Annotated in this window: 27 protein-coding genes and 2 riboswitches; of the genes, 8 read left to right on the top strand and 19 right to left on the bottom strand. The window is 62.1% G+C overall.

What is annotated here, in order from left to right; all coding sequences use genetic code 11:
- Positions 1 to 11 precede the first annotated feature (11 nt).
- A riboswitch (cobalamin riboswitch) is annotated at positions 12 to 141 on the top strand.
- Between the two features lie 34 nt (positions 142 to 175).
- Genes N8H74_RS21565 through N8H74_RS21555 form a run of 3 tightly spaced genes read left to right on the top strand, consistent with a single transcriptional unit; the run spans position 176 to position 1,698 of the window.
- Positions 176 to 388 (top strand): CbtB-domain containing protein, encoded by a 213-nt coding sequence (locus N8H74_RS21565; RefSeq protein ID WP_262150114.1) that lies wholly within the window; start codon positions 176 to 178, stop codon positions 386 to 388.
- Positions 389 to 403: 15 nt separating this feature from the next.
- The gene (locus N8H74_RS21560; protein ID WP_262150112.1) at positions 404 to 1,132 is read left to right on the top strand and encodes a CbtA family protein; all 729 of its coding nucleotides are present in this window, start codon (positions 404 to 406) and stop codon (positions 1,130 to 1,132) included.
- A gap of 59 nt (positions 1,133 to 1,191) precedes the next feature.
- On the top strand, positions 1,192 to 1,698 hold the full coding sequence (locus tag N8H74_RS21555; RefSeq protein WP_262150109.1) for a GNAT family N-acetyltransferase: 507 nt from the start codon (positions 1,192 to 1,194) through the stop codon (positions 1,696 to 1,698).
- On the opposite strand, the gene N8H74_RS21550 is transcribed toward N8H74_RS21555, so the two are convergent.
- The 5 genes from N8H74_RS21550 to N8H74_RS21530 form a co-directional block, all read right to left on the bottom strand.
- Complete coding sequence (locus tag N8H74_RS21550; RefSeq protein WP_262150107.1) at positions 1,693 to 2,454, bottom strand: ABC transporter ATP-binding protein; 762 nt, start codon at positions 2,452 to 2,454, stop codon at positions 1,693 to 1,695. The genes N8H74_RS21555 and N8H74_RS21550 overlap by 6 nt on opposite strands.
- Positions 2,451 to 3,467 (bottom strand): iron ABC transporter permease, encoded by a 1,017-nt coding sequence (locus N8H74_RS21545; protein ID WP_262150105.1) that lies wholly within the window; start codon positions 3,465 to 3,467, stop codon positions 2,451 to 2,453. Before N8H74_RS21545 ends, N8H74_RS21550 begins: the two co-directional genes overlap by 4 nt.
- Positions 3,464 to 4,477: an ABC transporter substrate-binding protein gene (locus N8H74_RS21540; protein WP_262150103.1), complete on the bottom strand. Its 1,014-nt coding sequence runs from the start codon at positions 4,475 to 4,477 to the stop codon at positions 3,464 to 3,466. The genes N8H74_RS21545 and N8H74_RS21540 overlap by 4 nt, the downstream gene beginning before the upstream one ends.
- Before the next feature lie 143 nt (positions 4,478 to 4,620).
- A riboswitch (cobalamin riboswitch) is annotated at positions 4,621 to 4,817 on the bottom strand.
- 45 nt (positions 4,818 to 4,862) lie between these two features.
- On the bottom strand, positions 4,863 to 5,798 hold the full coding sequence (locus tag N8H74_RS21535) for a Ppx/GppA family phosphatase (RefSeq protein ID WP_262150101.1): 936 nt from the start codon (positions 5,796 to 5,798) through the stop codon (positions 4,863 to 4,865).
- Positions 5,795 to 6,064 (bottom strand): hypothetical protein, encoded by a 270-nt coding sequence (locus N8H74_RS21530; protein ID WP_217833187.1) that lies wholly within the window; start codon positions 6,062 to 6,064, stop codon positions 5,795 to 5,797. Before N8H74_RS21530 ends, N8H74_RS21535 begins: the two co-directional genes overlap by 4 nt.
- 24 nt (positions 6,065 to 6,088) lie before the next feature.
- On the opposite strand from N8H74_RS21530, the gene N8H74_RS21525 reads away from it, so the two are divergent.
- Together N8H74_RS21525 and map are read left to right on the top strand one after the other, a co-directional pair.
- On the top strand, positions 6,089 to 6,316 hold the full coding sequence (locus N8H74_RS21525; protein ID WP_217833189.1) for a ParD-like family protein: 228 nt from the start codon (positions 6,089 to 6,091) through the stop codon (positions 6,314 to 6,316).
- Complete coding sequence (gene map, locus N8H74_RS21520) at positions 6,313 to 7,104, top strand: type I methionyl aminopeptidase (protein WP_262150098.1); 792 nt, start codon at positions 6,313 to 6,315, stop codon at positions 7,102 to 7,104. Before N8H74_RS21525 ends, map begins: the two co-directional genes overlap by 4 nt.
- A gap of 161 nt (positions 7,105 to 7,265) precedes the next feature.
- On the opposite strand, the gene N8H74_RS21515 is transcribed toward map, so the two are convergent.
- The 5 genes from N8H74_RS21515 to ribBA form a co-directional block, all read right to left on the bottom strand.
- Entirely contained in the window at positions 7,266 to 8,420 is a 1,155-nt protein-coding gene (locus N8H74_RS21515; RefSeq protein ID WP_262150096.1) for an ABC transporter ATP-binding protein, read from the bottom strand.
- A 17-nt stretch (positions 8,421 to 8,437) separates the two neighbouring features.
- Entirely contained in the window at positions 8,438 to 9,247 is an 810-nt protein-coding gene (locus tag N8H74_RS21510; RefSeq protein WP_262150094.1) for an ABC transporter permease, read from the bottom strand.
- Positions 9,248 to 9,253: 6 nt separating this feature from the next.
- Complete coding sequence (locus N8H74_RS21505) at positions 9,254 to 10,198, bottom strand: ABC transporter permease (RefSeq protein ID WP_262150343.1); 945 nt, start codon at positions 10,196 to 10,198, stop codon at positions 9,254 to 9,256.
- On the bottom strand, positions 10,195 to 11,220 hold the full coding sequence (locus N8H74_RS21500) for an ABC transporter substrate-binding protein (RefSeq protein ID WP_217833198.1): 1,026 nt from the start codon (positions 11,218 to 11,220) through the stop codon (positions 10,195 to 10,197). The genes N8H74_RS21505 and N8H74_RS21500 overlap by 4 nt, the downstream gene beginning before the upstream one ends.
- A gap of 390 nt (positions 11,221 to 11,610) precedes the next feature.
- On the bottom strand, positions 11,611 to 12,720 hold the full coding sequence (ribBA, locus tag N8H74_RS21495; RefSeq protein ID WP_262150092.1) for a bifunctional 3,4-dihydroxy-2-butanone-4-phosphate synthase/GTP cyclohydrolase II: 1,110 nt from the start codon (positions 12,718 to 12,720) through the stop codon (positions 11,611 to 11,613).
- Between the two features lie 69 nt (positions 12,721 to 12,789).
- Here ribBA and N8H74_RS21490 point away from each other — a divergent pair, with 69 nt between their 5' ends.
- Complete coding sequence (locus tag N8H74_RS21490; protein ID WP_217833203.1) at positions 12,790 to 13,086, top strand: DUF1330 domain-containing protein; 297 nt, start codon at positions 12,790 to 12,792, stop codon at positions 13,084 to 13,086.
- Between the two features lie 56 nt (positions 13,087 to 13,142).
- Here N8H74_RS21490 and N8H74_RS21485 read toward each other — a convergent pair whose 3' ends face one another.
- The 7 genes from N8H74_RS21485 to N8H74_RS21455 all read right to left on the bottom strand — a co-directional run bounded on the left by N8H74_RS21485 (position 13,143) and on the right by N8H74_RS21455 (position 18,443).
- A complete protein-coding gene (locus N8H74_RS21485; protein ID WP_262150090.1) occupies positions 13,143 to 13,706 on the bottom strand; it encodes an NUDIX hydrolase in 564 nt (187 codons plus the stop codon).
- Between the two features lies 1 nt (position 13,707).
- A complete protein-coding gene (locus tag N8H74_RS21480; RefSeq protein WP_262150088.1) occupies positions 13,708 to 14,460 on the bottom strand; it encodes a GntR family transcriptional regulator in 753 nt (250 codons plus the stop codon).
- A gap of 57 nt (positions 14,461 to 14,517) precedes the next feature.
- Positions 14,518 to 14,907: a carboxymuconolactone decarboxylase family protein gene (locus N8H74_RS21475; protein WP_217833210.1), complete on the bottom strand. Its 390-nt coding sequence runs from the start codon at positions 14,905 to 14,907 to the stop codon at positions 14,518 to 14,520.
- A gap of 103 nt (positions 14,908 to 15,010) precedes the next feature.
- Positions 15,011 to 15,496: a flavin reductase family protein gene (locus N8H74_RS21470; RefSeq protein WP_262150086.1), complete on the bottom strand. Its 486-nt coding sequence runs from the start codon at positions 15,494 to 15,496 to the stop codon at positions 15,011 to 15,013.
- Between the two features lie 12 nt (positions 15,497 to 15,508).
- Complete coding sequence (locus N8H74_RS21465; RefSeq protein ID WP_262150084.1) at positions 15,509 to 16,990, bottom strand: aldehyde dehydrogenase; 1,482 nt, start codon at positions 16,988 to 16,990, stop codon at positions 15,509 to 15,511.
- Positions 16,987 to 17,820 carry an alpha/beta fold hydrolase gene (locus tag N8H74_RS21460; protein ID WP_217833215.1) on the bottom strand — a complete coding sequence of 278 codons (834 nt, stop codon included), beginning with the start codon at positions 17,818 to 17,820 and terminating at the stop codon, positions 16,987 to 16,989. The genes N8H74_RS21465 and N8H74_RS21460 overlap by 4 nt, the downstream gene beginning before the upstream one ends.
- 32 nt (positions 17,821 to 17,852) lie before the next feature.
- Positions 17,853 to 18,443: an amino acid synthesis family protein gene (locus tag N8H74_RS21455; protein ID WP_217833217.1), complete on the bottom strand. Its 591-nt coding sequence runs from the start codon at positions 18,441 to 18,443 to the stop codon at positions 17,853 to 17,855.
- Between the two features lie 325 nt (positions 18,444 to 18,768).
- Here N8H74_RS21455 and N8H74_RS21450 point away from each other — a divergent pair, with 325 nt between their 5' ends.
- The gene (locus N8H74_RS21450) at positions 18,769 to 19,797 is read left to right on the top strand and encodes a YCF48-related protein (RefSeq protein ID WP_217833220.1); all 1,029 of its coding nucleotides are present in this window, start codon (positions 18,769 to 18,771) and stop codon (positions 19,795 to 19,797) included.
- A gap of 28 nt (positions 19,798 to 19,825) precedes the next feature.
- Positions 19,826 to 22,210, top strand: coding sequence for an RND family transporter (locus N8H74_RS21445; protein WP_217833222.1), 2,385 nt, complete (start codon positions 19,826 to 19,828; stop codon positions 22,208 to 22,210).
- A 264-nt stretch (positions 22,211 to 22,474) separates the two neighbouring features.
- On the opposite strand, the gene N8H74_RS21440 is transcribed toward N8H74_RS21445, so the two are convergent.
- On the bottom strand, positions 22,475 to 23,194 hold the full coding sequence (locus N8H74_RS21440) for a FadR/GntR family transcriptional regulator (RefSeq protein WP_262150079.1): 720 nt from the start codon (positions 23,192 to 23,194) through the stop codon (positions 22,475 to 22,477).
- A 121-nt stretch (positions 23,195 to 23,315) separates the two neighbouring features.
- Entirely contained in the window at positions 23,316 to 25,052 is a 1,737-nt protein-coding gene (locus N8H74_RS21435; RefSeq protein ID WP_262150077.1) for an IlvD/Edd family dehydratase, read from the bottom strand.
- Positions 25,053 to 25,152: the final 100 nt, after the last annotated feature.

The raw sequence follows: 25,152 nt of genomic DNA, 5'->3' as shown, positions 1-25,152 counted from the left end.
ACTTCGGCGAGTTGTATCATTTTGTTACAGGAAATGTTGCAGCTCATTCCGAACGGGCAACCGGTGCAAATCCGGTGCGGTCGCGCCACTGTAAACGGCTGATGTCAGCCGTGAGCCAGACCCTGTTCTCCTTATCTCAAATCCGTACCGGGACGCGTCTTCCCTGGAGGTTCACATGGCTTATAGCGCTGCTTCGCAGACTGATGTTTCCCTGCCCACCATTCCGCTGGGCGAAATTCTTCCCTGGGCCATGTTTGGCGGCCTGTTGCTGATGCTGGCGATTTATTTCGTCGGTGCAGAGCAGGGCGCCACTGCGCTGGTCAAGGGCATGTATGTCCACGAGTTCGTGCACGACGGCCGCCACTTGCTTGGCTTCCCCTGCCACTGACTCAAGGATTACGACATGACGGGTAAATTATTGGTTCGCGGCATGCTGGTGGGGTTGCTCGCCGGAATTCTTGCCTTCGGTTTCGCCAAGGTTTTCGGCGAACCACAGATTGATCGGGCGATTGCCTTCGAAGAGCAAATGGCGCAAATGCACGGCGATGCGCCGGAAGAAGAACTGGTCAGCCGCGAAGTGCAAAGCAGCTTCGGCCTGTTCACCGGCGTGGTGGTGTACAGCGTTTCGCTTGACGGGATCTTTGCGCTGGTGTTCGCATACGCCCTCGGTCGGGTCGGCAATATCGGTCCGCGTGGTCTGGCGGCGCTGCTGGCGCTGGCGGCGTTCGTCACGCTGATTCTGGTGCCGGGCCTGAAATATCCTGCCAACCCGCCATCGGTGGGTGATCCGGACACCATCGCGCAACGCACCAGGCTGTTCTTCCTGATGTTGCTGGTATCGGTGATTGCGGCGGTGATTGCGATCAATGCGGCGCGCAAATTGATGACTGCCAGGGGCATCTGGAGCGGCTCGATCATCGCGGTGACGCTGTACGTTGTCATCATGGCGATTGCCGGGTTCCTGTTTCCAGCCATCAACGAAGTCCCGGAAACCTTCTCGGCCGTGCTGCTGTGGAAATTCCGCGTGGCGTCGCTGGGCATTCAGTTGGTACTGTGGACGACCGTTGGCCTGGTGTTCGGCTGGGCCGCCGAGCGAGTGCTTGATCTGCCTCGCTATTCGACCCGCGCCTGAGGTGAAGGCAGTGCCCTTCACCGGGCACTGATTGCAACTCTGGCAGGCATTCGCATTACATGAGTGAACAACCGATTATCCAGGCAGTGTCTGGCGCCGACATTCCTGAAATCCTCGACTTTGTGCTCGAGGCGCGCGCCGGGCTTTTCCCCAAGCTCAGCGCGTCCGGGATGCCTGACGACCTGGCGCGCTTTGCAGAGGTCTATCTGCAAGGCGAGGGGCGCTTCCTGATCGCCCGCCATGCGGGGCGGATCGTGGCCTCGATCGGCTATCTCGGCTACGACCGGCGTTTTCCGAATCTTGCCTATCCGGGGCTCAAAGTGGTCGAGGTCGTGCGCCTGTTCGTCGTGCCGACGCTGCGCCGCTCGGGATTGGCCGGGGCCCTTTACCGTTCATTGAAAGCCATGGCGCTGGCGGACGGCGTCGAGATGATCTATCTGCACACCCACCCATTTCTGCCGGGAGCCATCGACTTCTGGTTGCGGCAGGGGTTCGAGATCATTGCGGTCGACGCCGATCCCGTGTGGCAGACGACGCATATGCACAACCGTCCGACCGCTTCATGAATGAAACCGCAGGACCTGTGCGCCGTCGAACGGATCCGTCAGGTAATGCGCCCTGACCCCGAAGGTGTCTTGCAGGCGCTGGGGCGTCAGCACGTCGAGCGGCTTGCCCAGATCCACCAGTCGTCCGCGCTCCAGAATCGCCAGGCGATCACACTTGAGCGCCTGATTCAGGTCGTGCAATGCGATCAGCGTGGTGACCGGCAGCGCCTGCACCACCTTCAGAATCGCCAGTTGATGCTGGATGTCGAGGTGGTTGGCCGGTTCGTCCAGCACCAGGATCTGCGGGCGCTGGGCCAATGCCCGGGCGATGTGTACGCGCTGGCGTTCACCACCCGACAGACTGCGCCAGATACGGCTGCGCAGGTGGACGGCATCGACGTCGGACAGCGCCTGCTGAACGATTTCGTCATCGCTGCGTGACCACGGCTCAAGCGCCGACAGCCAGGGCGTACGTCCCAGGGCAACGGCGTCGAACACGCGAATGCCGTCATCGGTGTCCGCCTGTTGTTCGACCACCGCGAGTTTCTGCGCAATCGTCCGCCGGGTCATTTGCCCCAGGCGCCGACCTTCGAGCAGAACCTCGCCGGCACTCGGTTCACGCAGGCCTGCGAGCAATTTGAGCAGGGTGGATTTCCCTGCACCATTGGGGCCGACGATACCGAGGGTTTCTCCCTGAAGGACCTCCAGGCCGACACCGCTGAGCAGTTCGGCGCCGCGCACCCTGAATGTCAGGTTTGAGCAGCTCAATACACTCATCGGGCGTTTCTCCGGCTGATCAGGATCAAGGCGAAAACCGGTGCGCCGACCAGCGCGGTAATCACCCCGACCGGTATCACCTGGCCCTTGATCAACGTGCGTGACAGCACATCGGCAGCGATCAGAAACAAGGCGCCGCCCAGGGCGCTGGCAGGTAGCAGGCGTGCGTGGCCGGTGCCCAGCAGCAGACGTGCGGCGTGAGGAATCACCAGACCGACAAAACCGATCGAGCCGACAATCGAGACCATCACCGCTGTTACCAGCGCCGCGCAGCCGATCAGCAGTATCTGCACCTGGCGCACCGGTATGCCGAGGGACGCCGCCGAATCCGCACCAAAGGTAAACGCATCCAGCGCCCGTCGATGCCACAGGCACACAATCAATCCAGCCAGGGCCACCGGCACCGCCAGCCACACCGAAGGCCAGCGCACGCCGCCGAGATTGCCCAGCAGCCAGAACATGATCCCGCGCGCCTGCTCGGAGCTCGCCGAGCGGGTAATCAGAAACGCCGTCAGCGCGTTGAATAGCTGCGAGCCGGCGATCCCTGCCAGAATGATTTGCCCGGTGCCGCTGGCGGAGCCGCTGACGCGCGCCAACAGGATCACCAGCACGAAGGCCGTCACGGCGCCGACGAAGGCCCCGGCCGACAGCGAAAGCACTCCGGCACCGACGCCCAGCAACGCCACCATCACCGCGCCCGTCGAGGCGCCGGCGGAAATGCCCAGCAGATAGGGATCGGCCAACGGGTTGCGCAGCAGTGATTGCAGAATCACTCCGCAGGTCGCCAGACCGGCACCACAGGCGGCCGCCACCAGGGCACGAGTCAGGCGATAGTTCCAGACGATGCCTTCATCGATGGGGTCGAGCACATGGCCGGCCGCCCACAGTTTGTTGGCCAGCACTTGAAACACCACACCCGGTTCGATTGGCGTTTCACCGATGGCCACACCGGCGATCACGGCGGCCAACAGGATCGCCCCGACCAGCGACAGACGGACCAGGCCCCTGATCATTTCGACAGGTCGTAGCCGTCAATGGCCGAGGCCAGTTGTTCAACGCCGTCGAACATCCGCAGGCTGGCCTGCATCGCCATGGCGTCGAGAATGATGATGCGGTTGTGTTTCACCGCCTCCATGTTACGAGTCACCGGATCGCTGCGCAGGAACGCCAGTTTTTTCTCGTAGTCGTCAGCCGGGAAGCGACGGCGGTCCATGCGCGCGATCACCAGAAAGGTCGGATTGGCCTTGGCGATGGTTTCCCAACCGACCGTCGGCCACTCTTCATCGGATTGCACCACGTTGCGCACGCCGAGGGTACTGAGCATGAAATCAGGAACGCCTTTGTGGCCGGCCACGAAGGGTTCGATGTCCATTTGGGCGCTGGAGAACCAGACCAGCGCGCTGGCATCCTTCAAGTCTTTGTTGCGCGCGGTGGCGATCGATTTGGCGAGGCTGGCCTTGAGCTCGGCATTGAGCTGTTCGCCACGGTCACGCACATCGAAGATTTCTGCCAGTTGGCTGACACTCTTGTAAATGCTGTCGATGCGAAACGGCTCAAGGCGTGTGCCGTCGGCGCCGACCAGATTGTCCTTGGCTTCGCAGTCGGAAGGCAGCAGATAGGTAGGGATTTTCAGCTCATGAAACTGCTCGCGGGTGCCGACCGCCCCTTGCGGGCCGACCATCCATTCCAGCTCCACGGCGACCAGTTCCGGACGTTTGCCGATAACCGCCTCGAAACTCGGTTCGTTGTCGGCCAGCCGCCCGACCTTGTCGTTCTGCACCTTGTACGTGTCCAGCACGTTGTTGAACCACAGCGAGGTGCCGACCATTTTGTCGCCCAGGCCCATGGCGTAGAGCATTTCCGTACCGGCCTGGCCGATGGTGACCGTGCGCGTTGGTGCGTGCGCAAAGGTGAGGGTGCTGCCACAGTTTTCGATCGTCAGGGGATAGTGAGTCGGTGTCGCCTGGGCAAGAGCGCTGAGGGTCAGGCCGGCGATGAGGGTGGCAACGTGGGGCAGCAGCATGATGCAGTCTCCAGGGGAACCGTACGCGGAGCGGGAGGGTACGGCTTGGAAACACACCATCGAACGCAGGCAAGGAGGCCGCGCAAGGCCGGGCATCCATCGAGGACGCGCACGGCAGGATGTCCTCCCGGACACCCCGCCGGTTAGTGATTTACTGCGCCGGCAGGTCTCCTGACTGATGCGTCATCGCCTGTGCTCCGGCCTTCCCGGGGGTGATCCCAGTGGCAGTCAAGGAGCAGGCTCAGCACCTACAGTTGCGGGGGCAGTTCCGATTGGTGCCGTGCAGGCACCTCGGATTCCCTATTGATCCCGTTTGGGAACCGGCGGCGGCATGGTAATCGATCGGGCCGCCGAAGGGGAGCGGGAATATAAAGCGAGGCGGGTATTAATGGTTGCTCATCAAGCCGTGCAACACACCCAGGCGCAGGCCCGGTTCAGAGGGCATCATTTGCGCGATGCCGAACGCTTTGAACGCGGCGAGCATGATCACCAGACCGCCGGGCAGGATGCCCTGGCGGTGGGGTTGCAGACCGGCGAGTTTGAGTTGCTGGACGTTCTGCACTTTCAGCAGAAGCAATGACAGGCGCAGCAGGCCGCCGTAGGTGATGCCGTCCTGGCCGAAGTCGTTCAGGCGATTGGCCTTGAGTACTTTGGCGAGCATGCGCGCGGTGCCGGAAGAGCCGATGGTCTGCTGCCAGCCCTGGGCACGATAACGCCGGGCGACTTTTTCAAACTGAAGGATCGCGACGCGTTCGGCTTCCTGCAGGGCGGCGCAAGAAACTTCGCCGCCGCGAAAGTACCGCGCGCTCAAGGTGCCGCTGCCGATGGCGATGCTTTCGGTCAGCAACGGTTGCGAGCCCTGGCCAAGGATCAGTTCGGTGGAGCCACCGCCGATGTCGACCACCAGACGCATGTCTTCGGCGCTCGGCAGGGCATGGGCCACCCCGGCGTACACCAGTTGCGCTTCTTCATGCCCGGAGATGACGTCAATGCGAAAGCCCAGGTGCCGTTCCGCGCTGGCCAGAAACAGCGGCGCATTGTCGGCTTCGCGCACGGCGCTGGTAGCGACGGCACGCACGCGGCCGGGTTCGAAGCCGCGCAGCTTCTTGCCGAACCGCGCCAACGCCTGCCAGCCGCGATCCAGGGCCAACGCATCCAGCGCGCCGCCATCAAGGCCTTCGGCCAGGCGCACCGGCTCGCGCAGGGTTTTGATTTCCTGAATCATCAGGCCCTTTCGGCTGCGTACCGACTGGCCGATCATCATGCGAAACGCATTCGAGCCCAGGTCGATGGCGGCAAACAGAGAGGCGTCGTCTTTCATGGGAATCCTTGCAAATCATCCGTCGAAGGCTCGCGGTTGCGAGGATTCTGCCGTTGATTTGATGACATCCTGATGACGCCGCAGGGGCGGTTCGATGAATTTTCGGCTGTCATGACGCTGTCATTATCCGGCGCCCATACTGGCCTCAATACATCGCGTGCTCTCAGTTTTTTGCTGCCATTTCTGGCAGCTTTTTTTTGCCTGCGATTTGCCGCGCCGCTGCGGGTTTGCAATTTTTGCGACTGTCCGATTAATATACGATCCATATATATTTCGTATCGGAAACATTTATGGGCATCGTCAAGATCTCAGAGGACATGCACGAGAATCTGCGCATCTCCAGCACCGCGCTCAGCCGCTCGATCAACGCACAGGCCGAGCACTGGATGCGCATCGGCATGCTCGCCGAACTGCACCCCAACCTCGACCACAGCGCCATCTGCCGCTTGCTGATTCGCGCTGAACAGGCCGGCGGCCTGGACCTGCAACAACTGACTCAGGAAGCAGTCACGGCATGAGAAACCAGATCAAGATCAACACCCCGGCCGACATCGCACAATCGCGCGGGGCCGGCAAACTGGCCGCCGAAGTGCTGGCGATGCTGGTGCCCCACGTCAAGGCCGGCGTCACCACCGATGAGCTGGACCGCCTGTGCAACGACTACATCGTCAACGTGCAGAAAGCCATTCCGGCCAACGTCGGTTATCACGGATTTCCGAAAACGGTCTGCGCCTCGGTCAACGACGTGGTGTGTCACGGCATTCCGTCGGGCACGCCGTTGCAGGACGGCGACATCGTCAACCTCGACATCGCGGTGATCAAGGACGGCTGGTTCGGCGATACCAGCCGTATGTACGTGGTCGGCGAGGCGACGCCCGAAGCGCAGCATCTGATCAAGACCACCTACGAGGCCATGTGCGCCGGCATCCGCATGGTGCGCCCGGGCGCGACCCTGGGCGACATCGGCCACGCGATCCAGAGCCTGGCAGAGAAAGAGGGCTTCAGCGTGGTGCGCGAGTATTGCGGGCACGGGATCGGCAAGGTCTATCACGATGAGCCGCAAGTCCTGCATTACGGTTTCCCCAATCAGGGCTTGAAGCTGAAGGCGGGGATGATTTTCACCATCGAGCCGATGCTCAACGCCGGCAAGCGCCATGTGAAGAACATGCCGGATGGCTGGACGGTGCTGACCAAGGATGGCTCGCTGTCGGCGCAGTGGGAGCATATGGTCGCGGTGACCGAGACCGGGTTTGAAGTGCTGACGGCGTGGCCGGACGAGATTGAAGGGTATCGGGCTATTGGTTGAGGCCGTGTTGGCTGGTTTGCCCTCTCCAAGGGGAGAGGGCTGAGCGGCGTTCCGATGAGGGGCGCTTTTCAGCCCCACCAACCATATTCCTGACAGCCAAAAAAATGGGCCACCACAGCCCGACGCTGGATGACCCGAGGGTGACCCTGTTGTGCGGGTTCTCAGTGCGCTCCCGCCGCCTTGTTCAGATCGCTCTCCGCCCATTCGGTGTAAACGCAGGCATCCGCCGTGGCCCAGCGCACTTTCACCGGATCGCCTGCCTTGAGCGGCATGCCCGCCGCCGACAGCGCTTTCACCGTCATCGCAGTGCCACCCGAGGTGACCACGCTGCAGGTCTGGCTCTCACCGAGAAACAGCACTTCCACTACCTTCGCCGAGACTTCGTTCCAGCCGGCGGCCAACGGTTCGTCGGTGGCTTGCTGGGTGCTCAGTGCCAAAGCCTTTTCCGGACGCACCATCAACAGCACATCCTGATCATTCTGCAGACCGGCAGTGAGGCGGATCGACAGTGGCTGACCTTCGAAACTCGCCGCGCCGTTGCCCTGGGCCTTGAGCTTGAGGAAGTTCGAGTTACCAAGGAACGACGCGACAAAGGCATTCGGCGGGTTCTGGTAGAGGTCATAGCCGCTGCCCAGGCCGACGATCTTGCCGTGGCTGAAAATCGCGATGCGCTGGGACAGGCGCATGGCTTCTTCCTGGTCGTGGGTCACGTAGACGATGGTGATGCCCAGGCGCCGATGCAACTGGCGCAGTTCGTCCTGCAAGTCTTCGCGCAGTTTCTTGTCCAGCGCGCCGAGGGGTTCGTCCATCAGCAGGATGCGTGGTTCGTAAACCAGCGCCCGGGCAATGGCGACCCGTTGTTGCTGGCCGCCGGACAATTGCGAAGGGCGGCGATGGGCGAATTGCTCCAGTTGCACCAGTTTCAGCATCGCGTCGACACGTTTGTCGCGTTCGGCGGCGGCGAGCTTGCGGATCGTCAGCGGGAAGGCAATGTTGTCGCGCACCGACAAATGCGGAAACAGCGAATAACGCTGGAACACCATGCCGATGTCGCGCTTGTGCGGCGGCACGTTCACCAGCGACTGGCCGTTGACCAGGATCTCGCCGCTGCTCGGCGTTTCGAAACCGGCGAGCATCGACAGCGTGGTGCTTTTGCCGGAGCCGCTGGAGCCGAGGAAGGTGAGGAATTCACCGTCCTTGATCTCCAGCGAGATGTTGTCCACGGCAGCGAAGTCGCCGTAGTGCTTGTTCAGGTTGCGCAGGCTGACCAGGGGTTTGTCGTTCTGCTGGGACGCGTCTTTGATCACGGCACTCATGTCGTACTCCTGGGCGCTCAGGCGCTGATTTCGTTGCGCCGGCGCAGCGCGGCGGCGATCACCATGACCAGCACCGACAGGCCGATCAGCAGCGTCGAGGCGACGGCGATCACGGGCGTCAGGTCCTGGCGCAGGGTGGTCCACATTTTCACGGGAAGGGTTTGCAGGGTCGGGCTGGCCATCATCACGCTCAGCACCACTTCGTCCCACGAGACGAGAAAGGCGAAGAGGGCACCGGCCACCATGCCCGGACGGATCGCCGGAAAGGTCACCTTGAACACCGCTTGCAGGCGCGAGGCCCCGCAGATCACCGCCGCATCTTCAATCGACTGATCGAACAGCTTCAGCGAGTTGATGATCGAGATGATGGTGAACGGCAACGCGACGATCACATGGCTGGCGACGAAGGCAAACATCGTCCCGGTGTAACCGAGTTTGAGAAACAGCGCGTACACCGCCACGGCAATGATCACCAGCGGCACGATCATCGGCAGGGTGAACAGGCCGTAGAGCATTTCCCGGCCGGGGAAGCGTCCCCGCACCAGCGCAAACGCAGTGGGCAGGCCGAGGGCGACGGCGCAGACGGTGGTCAGCACCGCAACCTTGAGGCTGGCCATGGCCGCGCTCATCCAGTCGGCGTTGGAGAAGAACTGCACGTACCATTTCAGCGTCCAGCCCGGTGGCGGGAACACCAGCCACTGGGACGAACCGAACGACAGCAGGACGATGAACACGATCGGCAACAGCAGGAACAGACCGATCAGCCCGGTGGTTGCGTACAGGCCGAAGCGCATCCGGCGGCTCATGGCGTTGGGAGTCAGGAGCATGTCGGCTTACCTCGCGTTGCTGGCGCCAACCGGGGATTCCGGCTGAAGCTTCAGGTAGAAGTAGAACAGCACCAGGGTGATCACGATCAGCAACGCGGCGCCGGCGCTGGCCAGGCCCCAGTTGAGGAACGATTGCACCTGCTGAATGATGAACTCCGGCAGCATCATGTTCTGCGCCCCACCCAGCAGCGCCGGGGTGACGTAGTAACCGAGCGACATCACGAACACCATCAACCCGCCGGACGCCAGGCCCGGCCGGCACAGCGGCAGGAACACCCGGAAGAAGTTGGTCCACGGGCTGGCGCCGCAGATGGAACCGGCCTGCAGGATCATCGGGTCGATGGCCTGCATGGTCGCCTGCAAGGGCAGCACGATGAACGGGATCATGATGTAGCTCATGCCGATCACCACGCCGGTCAGGTTATGCACCATCTCCAGCGGCTGATCGATGATGCCCAGCGCCATCAGCGCCTTGTTGATCACGCCCGATGCCTGCAACAGCACCAGCCAGGAGTAAGTGCGGGCCAACAGGCTGGTCCACATCGACAGCAGCACGATGTTGAGTATCCAGCGCCCCCAGCCGCGCGGCACCAGAGTGATCGCCCAGGCCAGCGGGAAGCCCAGCAGCAGGCTGAACAGGGTCACCAGCCCGGCCACCGAGAAGGTGTTGAGCAGCACCCGCGCATAAGCGGAGTTGGCGAACAGTTGTTCATAGTTGCCAAGGCCCGGCACCGGTTCCAGCACGCCGCGCAACAGCAGGCCAATCAACGGCGCGAGGAAGAACAGGCCGAGGAACAACAACGCCGGCGTGAGGTTGCCGGCGCCGCGCCAGCGTTGTTTGAGGGTCGGGGTTTGCGGCATCGCACTCGCCTTGCCGGGCGCCGAACCGGCAGCGCCAGAGGCGCTCCCGGTGGCAGTGGAGGGACGGGACGCAGTGGCCGCCATTTTCATTTGACCAGCCATTCGTTCCACCGTGTCGCGATGGCCGGACCGTTCTTGGCCCAGTACGCGAAATCAAGAGTGATCTGATCCTTAGCGTAGGCAGTCGGCAGGTTAGGGGCCAGCGTCGAGTCCAGACGCTGCACACTGTCGACGTTGACCGGGGCGTAGGCGGTCAGGTTGGAGAAGTCGGCCTGACCCTTGGCGCTGCTGGCGCTGGCCAGGAACTTCATCGCCGCATCCTTGTTCTTCGAACCCTTCGGCACCACCAGGATGTCGGCCATGACCAGGTTCTGTTTCCAGCTCACACCGACCGGTGCGCCGTCTTCTTGCAGGGCGTGAACCCGGCCGTTCCAGAACTGGCCCATGCTCGCTTCACCGGAGGCCAGCAGTTGCTGCGATTGCGCGCCACCGCCCCACCAGACGATGTCTTTCTTGATGGTGTCGAGTTTCTTGAAGGCGCGATCCAGGTCCAGCGGATAGAGCTTGTCGGCCGGCACGCCGTCGGCGAGCAGGGCCAGTTCCAGCACGCCCGGGCTCGGCCATTTGTACAGGGCGCGTTTGCCGGGATAGGTCTTGGTGTCGAACAGGGCGCTCCAGTCCTGCGGCTTGGTGCCGCCGATCTTGCCTTCGTTGTAGCCGAGGACGAAGGAGAAGAAGAACGAGCCGACGCCGTAGTCGCTGACGAAACGCGGGTCGATCTTGTCGCGCTGGATCTGTTTGAAGTCGAGGGGTTCGAGCAGGCCTTCGGAGGCGGCGCGCAGGGCGAAGTCGGCTTCGACGTCGACCACGTCCCACTGCACGTTGCCGCTTTCGACCATGGCCTTGAGTTTGCCGTAGTCGGTCGGGCCGTCCTGCACGACGGTGATGCCGCTGGCCTTGCTGAACGGGTCGGCCCAGGCCTGTTTCTGCGCATCCTGGGTGCTACCGCCCCAGCTGACAAAGTTCACACTCTCGGCGGCCATGGCGGCCTGACCGGTCACGCTCAGCAGTCCCGCAAACAGGATTGCGGTTGCAGCTTTGTTCAACACCATTTTTACGCCCTCATTGTTGTGTTTTTGAGCGGGCTTGCGTTGTTGCCCGCCTATCGGGAGCAGTAGCTGGACGAGCTTTTCGAATCGTCCGGTCTATGGAATATCATATTATGGTATTCCAAACTTTGTGCAAGCATTTTGCCTTACCGGCTATCTGTTGGAACGGGATTTTTTTTGGTGTGCGGCTTGGGGTGGGTTGTCTGCACTCAGAACCAGCCCCTCACTCCAGCCCTCTCCCCAGAGGGGCGAGGGGGAAAGGGAGCTGATCGGGGGCTTTTCATAACCTGAGTTCGGCTCGATATTCCATGCCGCCGTGGTGCGCAAAATCACCTCGGTCGATCCCCTCTCCCTCCGGGATGGGGCCAGGGTGAGGGGGCTTTTGATTTAGCGTCATCCCGCAAGCGGAATACTCTCGACCACCTCCAGGTCATACCCGGTCAACCCCGCATATTTCAACGGCGGCCCAAGATGGCGCAATTTGCCGACCCCAAGGTTCTGCAGAATCTGCGCGCCAGTGCCGACCTCCGAATAAATCCGCGATTGCGAACGGCTGAACTGCCGTGGCGGCTGAGTCAGTTGCGGTACCCGCTCGAGCAGCGCCTGCGACGATTCATGGTTGGCCAGCACCACGACCACACCATGCCCCTCGGCCGCAACCCGTTGCAGCGCCGCCCACAGCGTCCAGTTGCTCGGCCCGCTGTACTCGGCGCCGACCAGGTCGCGCAGCGGATCGATCACATGCACCCGCACCAGTGTTGGCTCCTCGCGGCGCAGGTCGCCCATCACCATTGCCATGTGCACACCGCCCTCGATGCGATCCTCGAAAGTGATCAGACGGAAGGTGCCATGTACCGTCGGCAGCTCGCGCTCGCCAATGCGCTCGATGGTGTGTTCGGTGCTCAGGCGGTAGTGGATCAGGTCGGCGATGGTGCCGATCTTGATCCCGTGCTTGCGCGCGAACACTTCCAGATCCGGACGGCGAGCCATGGTGCCGTCGTCGTTCATCACTTCGACGATCACCGAGGCGGGGGTGAACCCGGCCAGGCGTGCCAGATCGCAGCCGGCTTCGGTGTGCCCGGCGCGAGTCAGCACGCCACCTTCCTTGGCGCGCAGCGGGAAGATATGGCCGGGCTGCACCAGGTCTTCGGCACGGGCATCGGCAGCGACAGCGGCGGCTACGGTTCGCGCCCGGTCGGCGGCGGAGATCCCGGTGGTGACGCCAACCGCCGCTTCGATGGACACCGTGAACGCGGTGCTGAACACGCTGCCATTGCTTGGCACCATTTGTTCCAGCCCCAGGCGCTGGCAATGCTCGTCGGTCAGCGTCAGGCAGATCAGGCCACGGGCTTCGCGCGCCATGAAGCTGATTGCCTCGGGCGTGCAGGCGTCGGCGGCCAGCAGCAGGTCGCCTTCGTTCTCGCGGTCTTCGTCATCGACCAGCAGCACCATTTTGCCGAGGCGATAATCTTCGATGATTTCTTCGATACTGTTGAAGGCCATGCTGGACTCTCAGTGTTTGTTGGAAATAGTATTGGTATACCATAATACAAAATCAGCAGAGAGGTCACTATGAAGGCTTATTGGATTGCCCACGTCGACGTCACCGATCCCGATCAGTACAGCCAATACACCCAGCGAGCGCCAAAGGCGTTTGCCGAATTCGGCGCAAAATTTCTCGCCAGAGGCGGGCGCAGCGAAGCGATGGAAGGGCGCCAGACGCCGCAGCGCAGCGTGGTGATCGAGTTCGATTCCTACGAACAGGCCGTGGCCTGCTACCGTTCGGCGGCGTATCAGGAAGCGAAAAGTTATCGCGAGGAGTGGGCGACGGCGGAGATTGTCATCGTCGAGGGCATCGCACCACTTTAAGCAACGCTACCAATCCCCCTGTGGGAGCGGGCAAGCCTGCTCCCACAGAAGTCAAATCAGCGCATAAAGTGGATTTTGCCGCTGTCGTCGTTGCCCATGTACATGCCATAGACCCCGGCCTGGCGTTCCTCGATGTAGCGTTCGAGAATCTGCCGGATCGCCGGGTAATAGATCTTGTCCCACGGGATGTCTTCGGGGGCGAAGAACTTGTAGTCCATGGTCTCGGGGCCGAACTGGCCGGTGATCTCCAGCGCGAGCGCGCGGAAGATGATGTACACCTCGCTGATCTTCGGCACGCTGAAGATCGAGTAGGGCGAGAGGATTTCCGCGCGTACGCCGCTTTCTTCCCAGACTTCCCGCAAGGCCGCCTCTTCGGTGGTCTCGCCGCTTTCCATGAAGCCTGCCGGCAGCGTCCAGGTGCCAGGGCGCGGTGGGATCGCGCGCTGGCACAGCAGGTATTTGCCGTCCTGCTCGATGATGCAGCCGGCAATGATTTTCGGATTGACGTAGTGAATGTAGCCGCAACCCCGGCACATCAGGCGCTCGTGCGTATCGCCCGGCGGAATCTGCTGACCAAGATCAGGGCCACCGCATTTCGGGCAAAAGCTCGGGCTGAACATGTCAGTGACCTATGCGGGGTTCTTTCAAGGCGATGGGCAGAGTGATCGACGGGGTATCGCCGGTTTCTTCCTGCTTGCGCTTGAGGTAGTCGAGGGCGACGGCAGCGGCCGCGCGGACGTGGTCGACACAAGCCTGATGCGCCGCCAGGGCATCACCACTCTTGATCGCTTCGACCATTTTTTCCATCTCCTGGTTACTCGCGCCGCGACGGTTTTGCTGGGATACCGAGGTCGCACGCAGGTAACTGATGCGGGCCTGCAACTGACGCAGTTGCGTGGCCGCGACATGGTTGCCGGAGCCTTCGAGCAGCACGTCGTAGAAGCCCTGCACCGAGTCGATCACCTGCTGCAGCTCGCCGTCCTTGAGCGCCTTGCGGTTGTCGTCGAGGGCTTTCTCCAGGGCCTTGATGTCCTTGGCCTTGGCACGCAGGGTGAACAACTGGACGATCAGGCCCTCCAGCACACAGCGCAGTTCATAGATGTCGACGGCATCATTGAGGGTGATGATCGCCACGCGCGGGCCTTTGGCATCGGCGAACTCGACAAGACCTTCGGATTCCAGGTGACGCAAGGCTTCACGCACCGAGGTGCGGCTGACGCCCAGGCGATCACACAGATCGCGCTCGACCAGGCGATCGCCCGGTAACAGCTGGAAATTCATGATGGCGCTTCGCAGTTTATCCAGCACGATTTCGCGCAGGGTAACGGGGTTGCGATTGACCTTGAAGGTGTCGTCGAGTGGCAGGCGTTTCATGGGGTCCGCTCTTTAGGTTGGCTGTCCATGCCAGACGGGCATCAAACAGCCGAGGGGTTAACTGGAGGCCTCGGCGTCGGCTTCGGCAAAGGCTTCACGGGCAAGCCGGAAACTGTCCACGGCTGCCGGGACGCCGCAATAAATACCGACCTGAAGCAGAATTTCGCGTATTTGCTCACGACTCAGGCCGTTACGCAAGGCGCCGCGCACATGCAGTTTCAGTTCATGCGGGCGGTTGAGCGCCGAGATCATCGCCAGGTTGATCATGCTGCGCTCCTTGAGCGACAGGCCGTCACGACCCCACACATGACCCCAGCAGTATTCGGTGACCATTTCCTGCAACGGGCGGGTGAAGTCGTCGGCGTTCTGGATCGAGCGGTTGACGTAGGCTTCACCGAGCACCTGGGTGCGGATCTTCAGGCCTTTTTCGTATTTTTCGTTACTCATCATTGCTCCTCGCACCGCATCCCCTCTCGGGTGGGGGCAACCCTGTGGGAGCGGGCAAGCCTGCTCCCACAAAGGGACCCGCCCAGAGGCGCGGTGAAATCCGTCAGGCCAGGGTGGGTAGGGCGCCCAGCTTGCCCTTGTGGTAGATCATCGGCGTCACCGGCTGCTCCGGCAGGATCAGGTTCTTCACCGCGCCGACGATGATCGCGTGGTCGCCGCCGTCGTATTCGCGCCACAGTTCGCACTCGATGATCGCGGTGGCCTTGGCGAGAATCGGGTTGCCCAGTTCGCTCAGGTGCCAGTCGATGCCTTTGGCCTTGTCCTTGCCTTTACCGGCGAAGGCGTAGGCCTCGGCGGTCTGGTCGGCGGACAGCAAATGGATCGCGAAACGCTTGCTGTCGCGCAGTATCGGGTAGGTGTCGGAGGCGTAGTTGGGGCAGAACAGCACCAGGGCCGGATCGATCGACAGCGCGCTGAACGCGCTGGCGGTAATCCCGACGAGGTTGCCATCCGGGTCGAGGGTGGTGACCACCGTGACCCCGGACGGAAACGAGCCCATGACGTCTTTGTAAATGCCGGGTTCGATCATTTCTCAGGCCTCCTAACGCATCACAAACGGATCAGGCATCGGCGCCTGGGAAAGGTTGATCCACACCGTTTTCAGTTCGGTGTAGGCCAGCACCGAGTCGATGCCGCTTTCGCGTCCATAGCCACTGTTCTTGAAGCCGCCGATCGGTGCCATCGCCGATACGGCGCGGTAAGTGTTGACCCAGATGATCCCCGAACGCACGTCCCGGGCCAGGCGATGGGCGCGGCCCAGGTCGCGGGTCCAGATGCCGGCAGCGAGGCCGAACTGCGAGTCGTTGGCGATCGCCAGCGCTTCGGCTTCGTCCTTGAAACGGATGACCGAGGCCACCGGACCAAAGACTTCCTCCTGCATGATCTTCATCGAATTGCGGTCGCATTCGAACAGCGTCGGTTCGTAGAACCAGCCATCGCCGACGCCGCTCGGGCGCTTGCCACCGATGCGCAGACGCGCACCTTCGGCGATGGCATCAGCCACCAGACCTTCGACCACCGCCAGTTGTTGCGCGGTCGCCATCGGTCCCATTTCGCTGCTGTCGTCCTGCGGATTGCCGATGCGGATGCGCTGGGCGCGCTCGACCAGACGGCCGACGAATTCATCGTAGATCTCGTCCTGCACCAGCAACCGCGAACCGGAAACGCAACTCTGCCCGGACGCCGCGTAGATCCCGGCGATGGCGCCGTTGATCGCGCTGTCCAGATCGGCGTCGGCGAAAATGATGTTCGGCGACTTGCCGCCCAGTTCCAGCGACAGCTTGGCGAAGTTCTCGGCGCTGCTGCGCACCACATGCCGTGCCGTGGCCGCGCCGCCAGTAAAGGCAATCTTGCGCACCAGCGGGTGGCGGGTGAGGGCGGCGCCGGTGCTCGGGCCATAGCCGGTGACGACGTTGACCACGCCCGGCGGAATCCCGGCCTCGAGGGCCAGGCGCGCCAGCTCAAGGATGGTCGCCGAAGCGTGCTCGGACGGCTTGATGACGATGGTATTGCCCGCCGCCAGTGCCGGCGCGAGTTTGATCGCGGTCAGGTACAGCGGACTGTTCCACGGAATGATCGCGGCGACCACGCCCATGGCTTCGTGCACGGTGTAGGCAAACAGGTCCGGCTTGTCCAGCGGCAGGGTGCCGCCTTCGAGTTTGTCGGCAAGGCCTGCGGTGTAGTGGAAGAACTCCGGCAGATAACCGACCTGACCCCGGGTTTCGCGGATCAGTTTGCCGTTGTCGCGGCTTTCCAGCTGCGCCAGTTTTTCCTTGTTCTCGGCGATCAGGTCGCCGAGACGACGCAGCAACTTGCCGCGCGCTGTGGCGGTCAGGCCGCGCCAGGCCGGGCTGTCGAAGGCCGTCTGTGCCGCTTGCACGGCGCGTTCGACATCGGCTTCGTCGGCGTCGGGCAGTTCTGCCCAAGGTTCGGCGAGTGCCGGATTGAGACTTTCGAAAGTCTTGCCGGAGAGGGCGTCGACCCATTCCCCGCCGATGCACATCTGGAAGCGTGCGAGTGTCATGCAACGATCCCCTTTATATGGTTTTGTCGGGAGTGTGCGTATTCGAGGAATTCCAGCAGCATCTGGTTGACCAGACGCGGCGATTCCACCGGCATCATATGCCGTTGCTCAGGCAGCACGGCAACCTGCGCGCCGGGAATGCGCGCGGCCAGTTGCTCGGCCATTTCCGGGGTCGAGCCGGGATCCAGCTCGCCGGTGGCGATCAGCGTCGGCGCCTGGATGCTGCCCAGGTCGTCGGCGCGGTACATGTCCTGTGTGGCGAACAGCTCGTAAGTGGTCAGGTAACCCTGCGGATCGTTGCCGGCCAGGGTCTGGCGGATCGCGGCGATCTGCGCCGGGTTCGCGGCCTGATATTCACGGCTGAACCAGCGCGACAGCGCCGCTTCGGCATTGGCGTCCGGACCGTGTTCGGCAGCCTGCGCGGTGCGGGCGATGACGCCGGCACGCTGTTCTTCGCTGCGGTTGAACACGCTGTTGAGCACGACCAGGCTTTTCAGGCGTTCCGGATGGTGCAGGGCAAAGGCCCGCGCCACCAGACCACCCATCGAAAAACCGATCACCGACGCCAGGGGCAATTGCAGGTGGTCGAGCAGCTCCAGCAACTGCTCGGCATAACCGAGCAGGCCGGTGCCACTGGCCGGTCGCGGACTGGCGCCATGCCCGAGCATGTCGTAGGCGATCACCCGGTATTGCGTGGCCAGGCCAACAATCTGGCCGCCCCACATTTCTTTGTTCAGACCCACGCCGTGGATCAACACCACGGGCTGGCCTTGGCCGGTCGCCAGATAACTGGTGCCGGCCGGGGTGAGTTCAGCGTTGAGCCGAATCATGGAGCGCTCCTGCAATTGCCTTTTTATTGTGATTACTGGGCTTTTTCGGCGGCCAGTTCTTCCAGATCGATGTAGCGGTTGCCGATGCGCGGATGAATGCGGCCGCCGTCGGCGCAGCCCAGGACCACGACGATTTCGTCAGCGCGCGGCGCGTCTTCGATCTGCATTTCCAGGGTGATGTAGTGCGAACGCAGGCCTTCGTCGTCCTTGTGCATCATCGGGATCTGAATCGAAGTGCCCGGACCGCCGCGCTTGTTGGTGAAGCTCAGGTAGCTCTTGGCCTTGACCGCTTCGCGGTAGTGGTTGCCGAAGCGCAGGGTGTGGATCACCGCCGAGGCGTGTTCGATTTCGCCGTCGGCACCGACCACGGCCGCCTTGCCGTAGGCCTCGATCTTCTCGGCACCGCCGATGATGCCCACCAGGCGCTCGACCATCAGCGCGCCGAGGTCGGAGCAGTTGGCGCGGATCTGTGGTTTCAGGTCTTCGACAAAACCATTGCCCACCCACGGGTTTTTCATCACCACGGCCAGGCCGACCATGGTCACGGGCTTATCGGTGGCTTTGCCGCCTTCGATGAAGGTTTCTTCGACATAGCTGACGATCTTGCGAATTTCGAAACTCATGAGCTGCTCCGTTCTGGGGGATTAAGAGTGTCTGTCGGTATGATGGTATACCATAATATCGGTTGTGCAAGTCCCCCTTGCAAGATTCCCTCATCCATCCGGCGAATGGCCGCGTATTCAGCGGCGACCCCGTGCCTTTCGGTTAACAAAAGATAACGTTGCGCCGATTGTCAGACGTTTCGAATGCCCGATAGGATGGGTCAGCTTCCGAAGGCGCTCTGGATGGCGGGTTTCAGGACTATCCTTGTGACCGGGCAGTCATTCAGGCAGCCTTGCGGCGCCCTTCAAGGTCAATCACCCAACAATAAAAAACAGGGGAAGGTCTATGAGTCGTTGCCGCCCGCCGGCGTTACGCAAAACCGCGTTGCTGGCTACAGCGCTCTCTCTGCTGGGCTTTGCCACATTGTCGGTGCCCGTCGTGGCCGCCGAAGCGCCAGCCGACGTGGTTTACGCCACCGAATCGGCCAAGGCCGCGAAAAGCCTGATGCTCGATGTCGTCCACGCCGGCCAGCGGCTGGTGGCGGTCGGTGATCGCGGGCACATTCTCTATTCCGATGACCAGGGCAAGTCCTGGAAACAGGCCAAGGTGCCGACCCGCCAGTTGCTCACCGCCGTGTACTTCGTCGACGACAAGCACGGCTGGGCGGTCGGGCATGACGCGCAGATCCTCGCCAGCGAAGACGGCGGCCTGACCTGGAGCAAGCAGTTCGAAGACCTCAAGCGCGAATCGCCGCTGCTCGACGTCTGGTTCAAGGACGTCAACAGCGGCCTCGCCGTGGGTGCCTACGGTGCGCTGCTGGAAACCACCGACGGCGGCAAACACTGGGAAGACGTCAGCGATCGCCTCGACAACGAAGACCAGTTCCACCTCAACGCCATCGCCGCCGTGAAAGACGCCGGGCTGTTCATCGTCGGCGAGCAGGGCAGCATGTTCCGCTCCGCCGACTGGGGCCAGACCTGGGAAAAACTCGAAGGCCCGTACGAAGGCTCGCTGTTCGGCGTGATCGGCACGGCGCAAGCGCAGACGCTGCTGGCCTACGGTCTGCGCGGCAACCTCTACCGCTCCACCGATTTCGGCAGCACCTGGGAGCAGGTCGAACTGCAAGCCGCTCGCGGTGCCCTGGAGTTCGGGTTGTCCGGTGCGACGCTGCTGGAGGACGGGTCTATCGTGATCGTCGGCAACGGCGGTTCGGTGATCAGCAGCAGCGACAATGGCGAGACTTTCAGCGTCTTCAACCGTCCGGATCGGATTTCCCTGTCGTCGGTCACCGCCGCCGGCAACGGCAATCTGATCCTGACCGGGCAGGGCGGCGTGCGAATCACTTCGCCGAACGGCGCCGAGCTGGGCAAATGAGCCGGATCAATAATAAGAAGGCGGAGCTATGACTTCCTTGAGCACTCATCATCAGGACAAGGCGACGTTTCTCGAGCGCCTGATCTTCAACAACCGCCCGGCAGTGATCGTGATCTGCCTGCTGGTCAGCATTTTCCTGTTCTGGCAGGCCACGCTGATCCGGCCGTCCACCAGTTTCGAAAAAATGATCCCGCTCAAGCATCCGTTCATCGAGAAGATGATGGAGCACCGCAACGATCTGGCGAACCTGGGCAACACCGTGCGCATTTCGGTGGAGGCCACCGATGGCGACATCTTCTCCAAGGAGTACATGGAGACCCTGCGCCAGATCAACGACGAGGTGTTCTACATCTCCGGCGTCGATCGCTCCGGCCTCAAGTCGCTGTGGAGCCCGAGCGTGCGCTGGACCGAGGTGACCGAGGAAGGCTTCGCCGGTGGCGAGGTGATTCCGCAGAGCTACAACGGCTCCCAAGCCAGCCTCGATCTGCTGCGCAACAACGTGCTCAAGTCCGGCCAGGTCGGGCGTCTGGTGGCCAACGACTTCAAGTCGAGCATCGTCGACATCCCGCTGCTGGAGTCGTACCCGGACCCGCAGGACCAGGGCAAGTTGCTGGCACTGGATTACCGCCAGTTCTCCCATGAACTGGAAGACAAGATTCGCAACAAGTTCGAAGCGCAGAACCCCAACGTCAAGATCCACATCGTCGGTTTCGCCAAGAAGGTCGGTGACCTGATCGATGGCCTGGTGATGGTGGTGCTGTTCTTCGGCGTCGCTTTCATCATTACCCTGATCCTGCTGCTGTGGTTCACCAACTGCCTGCGCAGCACCGTGGCGGTGTTGAGCACCACGCTGGTGGCGGTGGTCTGGCAACTGGGGCTGATGCACTTCTTCGGCTTCGGCCTTGATCCGTATTCGATGCTGGTGCCGTTCCTGATTTTCGCCATCGGTATTTCCCACGGCGTACAGAAGATCAACGGTATCGCCCTGCAATCGAGTGAGGCGGACAACGCCCTGACCGCCGCGCGGCGTACCTTCCGGCAATTGTTCCTGCCGGGGATGATCGCGATCCTGGCGGACGCGGTCGGCTTCATCACCCTGCTGATCATCGACATCGGCGTGATCCGCGAACTGGCCATCGGCGCGTCCATCGGCGTGGCGGTGATCGTGTTCACCAACCTGATCCTGCTGCCGGTGGCGATTTCCTATGTCGGTATCAGCAAGCGCGCCGTCGCCAAGAGCAAGAAGGATGCAAACCGCGAGCATCCGTTCTGGCGTCTGCTGTCGAACTTCGCCAGCGCGAAAGTGGCGCCGGTGTCGATCCTGATCGCGCTGATCGCCTTCGGTGGCGGCCTCTGGTACAGCAAGAACCTGAAGATCGGCGACCTCGACCAGGGCGCGCCGGAACTGCGTCCGGACTCGCGCTACAACAAGGACAACAACTTCATCATCAGCAACTACTCGACCAGCTCCGACGTGCTGGTGGTGATGGTCAAGACCAAGTCCGAAGGTTGCTCGCGCTATGAAGCCATGGCGCCGATCGACGAACTGATGTGGAAGATGCAGAACACCGAGGGCGTGCAGTCGGCGATCTCGCTGGTGACCGTGTCCAAGCAGATGATCAAGGGCATGAACGAGGGCAACCTGAAATGGGAAACCCTGTCGCGCAACCCGGACGTGCTGAACAACTCCATCGCCCGTGCCGACGGCCTGTACAACAACAGTTGCTCGCTGGCGCCGGTGCTGGTGTTCCTCAACGATCACAAGGCCGAAACCCTGGATCGTGCGGTCAAAGCGGTGCAGGAGTTCGCCAAGGACAATAACAAGGACGGTCTGGAATTCATCCTGGCGGCCGGTAACGCCGGCATCGAAGCGGCCACCAACGAGGTGATCAAACAGGCCGAGCTGACCATCCTGGTCCTGGTCTACATCTGTGTGGCGGTGATGTGCATGATCACCTTCCGCTCGTGGGCGGCGACCCTGTGCATCGTCCTGCCGCTGGTGCTGACCTCGGTGCTGGGCAACGCGCTGATGGCGTTCATGGGCATCGGCGTGAAGGTCGCGACCCTGCCGGTGGTGGCGCTGGGCGTGGGGATCGGCGTGGACTACGGCATCTACATCTACAGCCGCCTGGAGAGTTTCCTGCGGGCGGGGCTGCCGTTGCAGGAAGCCTATTACCAGACCCTGAAATCCACCGGTAAAGCGGTACTGTTCACCGGCCTGTGCCTGGCCATCGGCGTATGCACCTGGATCTTCTCGGCGATCAAGTTCCAGGCTGACATGGGCCTGATGCTGACCTTCATGCTGCTGTGGAACATGTTCGGTGCGCTGTGGCTGCTGCCGGCACTGGCGAAGTTCCTGATCAAACCGGAGAAGCTGGCCGGGAAGAAGGGCAATTCGCTGTTTGCTCACTGATCCATTTGGCTGAAATGAAAAAGCCGCGACCTTAGGGTTGCGGCTTTTTTTATGGGGCAAGATCAAAAGCTTTCCCTCACCCTGGCCCTCTCCCGGGGGAAGAGGGGACTGACCGCAATGTCTCGCGTGATACATCGACCTGAAAAACCGAGTCGATTATGGATTCAAGGCAGATCGTTCACGTCGGTGTAGATCGTCAATATTCCCGGATCGGTTCCCTCTCCCCCGGGAGAGGGCCAGGGTGAGGGCCGGCGGACTAACGACCTAGGAAAGATCCGCCCCAAGCACAACACTCAAAGCACTCCGCGCATCATCCAGCTGCACCAACGTCGCATGCCGGGCCCCCAACGCATCCCGATTCTCGATCGCGGTGAGAATCGCCTTGTGCCGTGGCATCGCCAGTTCGTGCAGGTTCGGTCGCTGGTTGGAGTGTTTCAGCGCTTCGGCAATCGCCACCGACAGCATGTTGCACAGGTTGGCGAGCAGGTCGTTGTGGGTCGCATCGGCGATACGACTGTGGAAGTCCAGGTCCGGTTGCAGCAAGGCCTCCGGGGTCGGCGCTGCTTCCATGCGTTGGTAGGCCTCGCCGATGCTGGCGATTTCGGCGTCGGTGGCATGCTGGGCGGCGAGGGCGGCGGCGGCCGGTTCGATGATGCTGCGCACGCTGGTCAGCACGTTGAAGAATTCATTCTGCGGGCTGCTTTGCATCAGCCAGTGCAGCACATCGGGGTCGAGCATGTGCCATTCGCGGCGTGGCTTGACCACCGTGCCGACCCGAGGCTTCGAATACACCAGCCCCTTGGCCACCAGCACCCGCGTGGCTTCGCGCAACACCGGCCGGCTGACCGCGTACTCCTCGCAGAGCAAGGCTTCGGCGGGCAGTTTGTCGTCGGGCAGGAAGCGTCCGGAAACGATCTGCATGCCCAGTTCCTGGACGATGCGCGAGTGCATGCTTTTGCGGTCGGAGGGTTTACGGTAATCCATGGGGAACGGCGCGATCCTGAGCGATGGAGATGCCGCGCATCATAGCAGGCACAGCACGATCCTGAGGGGGGCACAAAAGCCAAATGTGGGAGCAGGCTTGCTCCCACAGGGCACGGCGGGGTTAGTGGGAATGGCGCGGCACTTCAGCGCCACGGCAACCGACCAGGAAGTCAAAGTCGCAACCCTGATCCGCCTGCAACACATGATCGATGTAGAGCTGACGATAGCCGCCCACCAACAATTGCTGCGGTGGCTGCAGATCCGCCATGCGCGCCGCCAGTTCCGCATCCGGAATGTCCAGATGCAAGCGTCCGCTGGCGCAGTCGAGCTCGATCCAGTCGCCTTCCTGCACCGCCGCCAGAGGCCCGCCGGCCGCCGCTTCCGGTGCCACATGCAAAACCACCGTGCCGTAGGCCGTGCCGCTCATCCGTGCGTCGGAGATGCGCACCATGTCCGTCACGCCCTGCGCCAGCAGCTTGGCCGGCAGGCCCATGTTGCCGACTTCGGCCATGCCCGGATAACCCTTCGGCCCGCAGTTCTTCATCACCAGAATCGAATTCGCATCGACGTCCAGCTCAGGGTCGTTGATCCGCGCCTTGTACATGTCGAAGTTCTCGAACACCACCGCGCGGCCACGATGCTGCATCAATTCCGGCGTGGCGGCGGATGGCTTGAGCACTGCGCCCAACGGCGCCAGGTTGCCGCGCAGCACACAGATGCCGCCGTCGGCACGGATCGGATTGTCGAGGGTGCGGATCACTTCGTCCTCGCCATAGATCGGCGCGTCCTTGGTGTTCTCGCCAATCGATTTGCCGTTGACCGTCAGCGCATTCGGGTTGGGGATCAGGTTGGCCTCGCCCAGACGCCGCAGCACGGCCGGCAGGCCGCCCGCGTAGTAGAACTCCTCCATCAGGAAACGCCCGGACGGTTGCAGGTCGACGATGGTCGGCATGCCGCGACCGATGCGGGTCCAGTCGTCCAGATCCAGCTCGACACCGATGCGTCCGGCAATGGCCTTCAGGTGAATCACTGCGTTGGTCGAACCGCCGATGGCCGCGTTGACGCGAATGGCGTTTTCGAAGGCTTCCTTGGTCAGGATCTTCGACAGTTTCAGGTCCTCGCGCACCATCTCCACTGCGCGCATGCCGGACATGTGCGCCAGCACATAACGCCGCGCATCCACCGCAGGAATCGCCGCGTTGTGCGGCAGGGAAGTGCCCAGTGCCTCGGCCATGCAAGCCATGGTCGACGCGGTGCCCATGGTGTTGCAGGTGCCCGCCGAACGCGACATGCCGCCCTCGGCCGCGAGAAAGTCATCAATGGTGATGGTGCCGGCCTTGACCTGCTCGCTGAGCTGCCAGACCACGGTGCCGGAACCGATGTCCTTGCCTTTGTGCTTGCCGTTGAGCATCGGCCCGCCGGTGACGACGATCGCCGGCACGTCGCAACTGGCGGCGCCCATCAGCAGCGCCGGGGTGGTCTTGTCGCAACCGGTCAGCAGCACCACGCCGTCGATCGGGTTGCCGCGAATCGCTTCCTCGACGTCCATGCTCGCCAGGTTGCGGGTGAGCATGGCGGTCGGACGCAGGTTCGATTCGCCGTTGGAGAACACCGGGAATTCCACCGGGAATCCGCCGGCCTCGATCACCCCGCGTTTGACGTGTTCCGCGATCTGGCGGAAATGCGCGTTGCACGGGGTCAGTTCCGACCAGGTATTGCAGATGCCGATGATCGGCTTGCCGTGGAACTGATGGTCGGCGATGCCCTGATTCTTCATCCAGCTGCGGTACATGAAGCCGTTCTTGTCGGCAGTGCCAAACCATTGGGCCGAGCGCAGGGTGGGTTTCTTATCAGACATGATCGATTCTCTTATTGTAAGACTATTGTTTGCGAACTACGGCGTAACATAAGCGCAAAATCGAGGCTTTGGAAGTGTTGTTGGGTAATTAGTATTACTA

Source organism: Pseudomonas sp. B2M1-30, from assembly GCF_025447575.1.
Classification (GTDB): domain Bacteria; phylum Pseudomonadota; class Gammaproteobacteria; order Pseudomonadales; family Pseudomonadaceae; genus Aquipseudomonas; species Aquipseudomonas botevensis.
Note: the sequence above shows the minus strand (reverse complement) of the source record. Positions and strands in the feature narration are given on the sequence as shown.

Bases quoted from the DNA above. Each gene is read 5' to 3' on its own strand.
- N8H74_RS21565 (WP_262150114.1), top strand. From the start codon at position 176: ATGGCTTATAGCGCTGCTTCGCAGACTGATGTTTCCCTGCCCACCATT.
- N8H74_RS21560 (WP_262150112.1), top strand. From the start codon at position 404: ATGACGGGTAAATTATTGGTTCGCGGCATGCTGGTGGGGTTGCTCGCC.
- N8H74_RS21555 (WP_262150109.1), top strand. From the start codon at position 1,192: ATGAGTGAACAACCGATTATCCAGGCAGTGTCTGGCGCCGACATTCCT.
- N8H74_RS21550 (WP_262150107.1), bottom strand. From the start codon at position 2,454: ATGAGTGTATTGAGCTGCTCAAACCTGACATTCAGGGTGCGCGGCGCC.
- N8H74_RS21545 (WP_262150105.1), bottom strand. From the start codon at position 3,467: ATGATCAGGGGCCTGGTCCGTCTGTCGCTGGTCGGGGCGATCCTGTTG.
- N8H74_RS21540 (WP_262150103.1), bottom strand. From the start codon at position 4,477: ATGCTGCTGCCCCACGTTGCCACCCTCATCGCCGGCCTGACCCTCAGC.
- N8H74_RS21535 (WP_262150101.1), bottom strand. From the start codon at position 5,798: ATGAAAGACGACGCCTCTCTGTTTGCCGCCATCGACCTGGGCTCGAAT.
- N8H74_RS21530 (WP_217833187.1), bottom strand. From the start codon at position 6,064: ATGGATCGTATATTAATCGGACAGTCGCAAAAATTGCAAACCCGCAGC.
- N8H74_RS21525 (WP_217833189.1), top strand. From the start codon at position 6,089: ATGGGCATCGTCAAGATCTCAGAGGACATGCACGAGAATCTGCGCATC.
- map (WP_262150098.1), top strand. From the start codon at position 6,313: ATGAGAAACCAGATCAAGATCAACACCCCGGCCGACATCGCACAATCG.
- N8H74_RS21515 (WP_262150096.1), bottom strand. From the start codon at position 8,420: ATGAGTGCCGTGATCAAAGACGCGTCCCAGCAGAACGACAAACCCCTG.
- N8H74_RS21510 (WP_262150094.1), bottom strand. From the start codon at position 9,247: ATGCTCCTGACTCCCAACGCCATGAGCCGCCGGATGCGCTTCGGCCTG.
- N8H74_RS21505 (WP_262150343.1), bottom strand. From the start codon at position 10,198: ATGAAAATGGCGGCCACTGCGTCCCGTCCCTCCACTGCCACCGGGAGC.
- N8H74_RS21500 (WP_217833198.1), bottom strand. From the start codon at position 11,220: ATGGTGTTGAACAAAGCTGCAACCGCAATCCTGTTTGCGGGACTGCTG.
- ribBA (WP_262150092.1), bottom strand. From the start codon at position 12,720: ATGGCCTTCAACAGTATCGAAGAAATCATCGAAGATTATCGCCTCGGC.
- N8H74_RS21490 (WP_217833203.1), top strand. From the start codon at position 12,790: ATGAAGGCTTATTGGATTGCCCACGTCGACGTCACCGATCCCGATCAG.
- N8H74_RS21485 (WP_262150090.1), bottom strand. From the start codon at position 13,706: ATGTTCAGCCCGAGCTTTTGCCCGAAATGCGGTGGCCCTGATCTTGGT.
- N8H74_RS21480 (WP_262150088.1), bottom strand. From the start codon at position 14,460: ATGAAACGCCTGCCACTCGACGACACCTTCAAGGTCAATCGCAACCCC.
- N8H74_RS21475 (WP_217833210.1), bottom strand. From the start codon at position 14,907: ATGAGTAACGAAAAATACGAAAAAGGCCTGAAGATCCGCACCCAGGTG.
- N8H74_RS21470 (WP_262150086.1), bottom strand. From the start codon at position 15,496: ATGATCGAACCCGGCATTTACAAAGACGTCATGGGCTCGTTTCCGTCC.
- N8H74_RS21465 (WP_262150084.1), bottom strand. From the start codon at position 16,990: ATGACACTCGCACGCTTCCAGATGTGCATCGGCGGGGAATGGGTCGAC.
- N8H74_RS21460 (WP_217833215.1), bottom strand. From the start codon at position 17,820: ATGATTCGGCTCAACGCTGAACTCACCCCGGCCGGCACCAGTTATCTG.
- N8H74_RS21455 (WP_217833217.1), bottom strand. From the start codon at position 18,443: ATGAGTTTCGAAATTCGCAAGATCGTCAGCTATGTCGAAGAAACCTTC.
- N8H74_RS21450 (WP_217833220.1), top strand. From the start codon at position 18,769: ATGAGTCGTTGCCGCCCGCCGGCGTTACGCAAAACCGCGTTGCTGGCT.
- N8H74_RS21445 (WP_217833222.1), top strand. From the start codon at position 19,826: ATGACTTCCTTGAGCACTCATCATCAGGACAAGGCGACGTTTCTCGAG.
- N8H74_RS21440 (WP_262150079.1), bottom strand. From the start codon at position 23,194: ATGGATTACCGTAAACCCTCCGACCGCAAAAGCATGCACTCGCGCATC.
- N8H74_RS21435 (WP_262150077.1), bottom strand. From the start codon at position 25,052: ATGTCTGATAAGAAACCCACCCTGCGCTCGGCCCAATGGTTTGGCACT.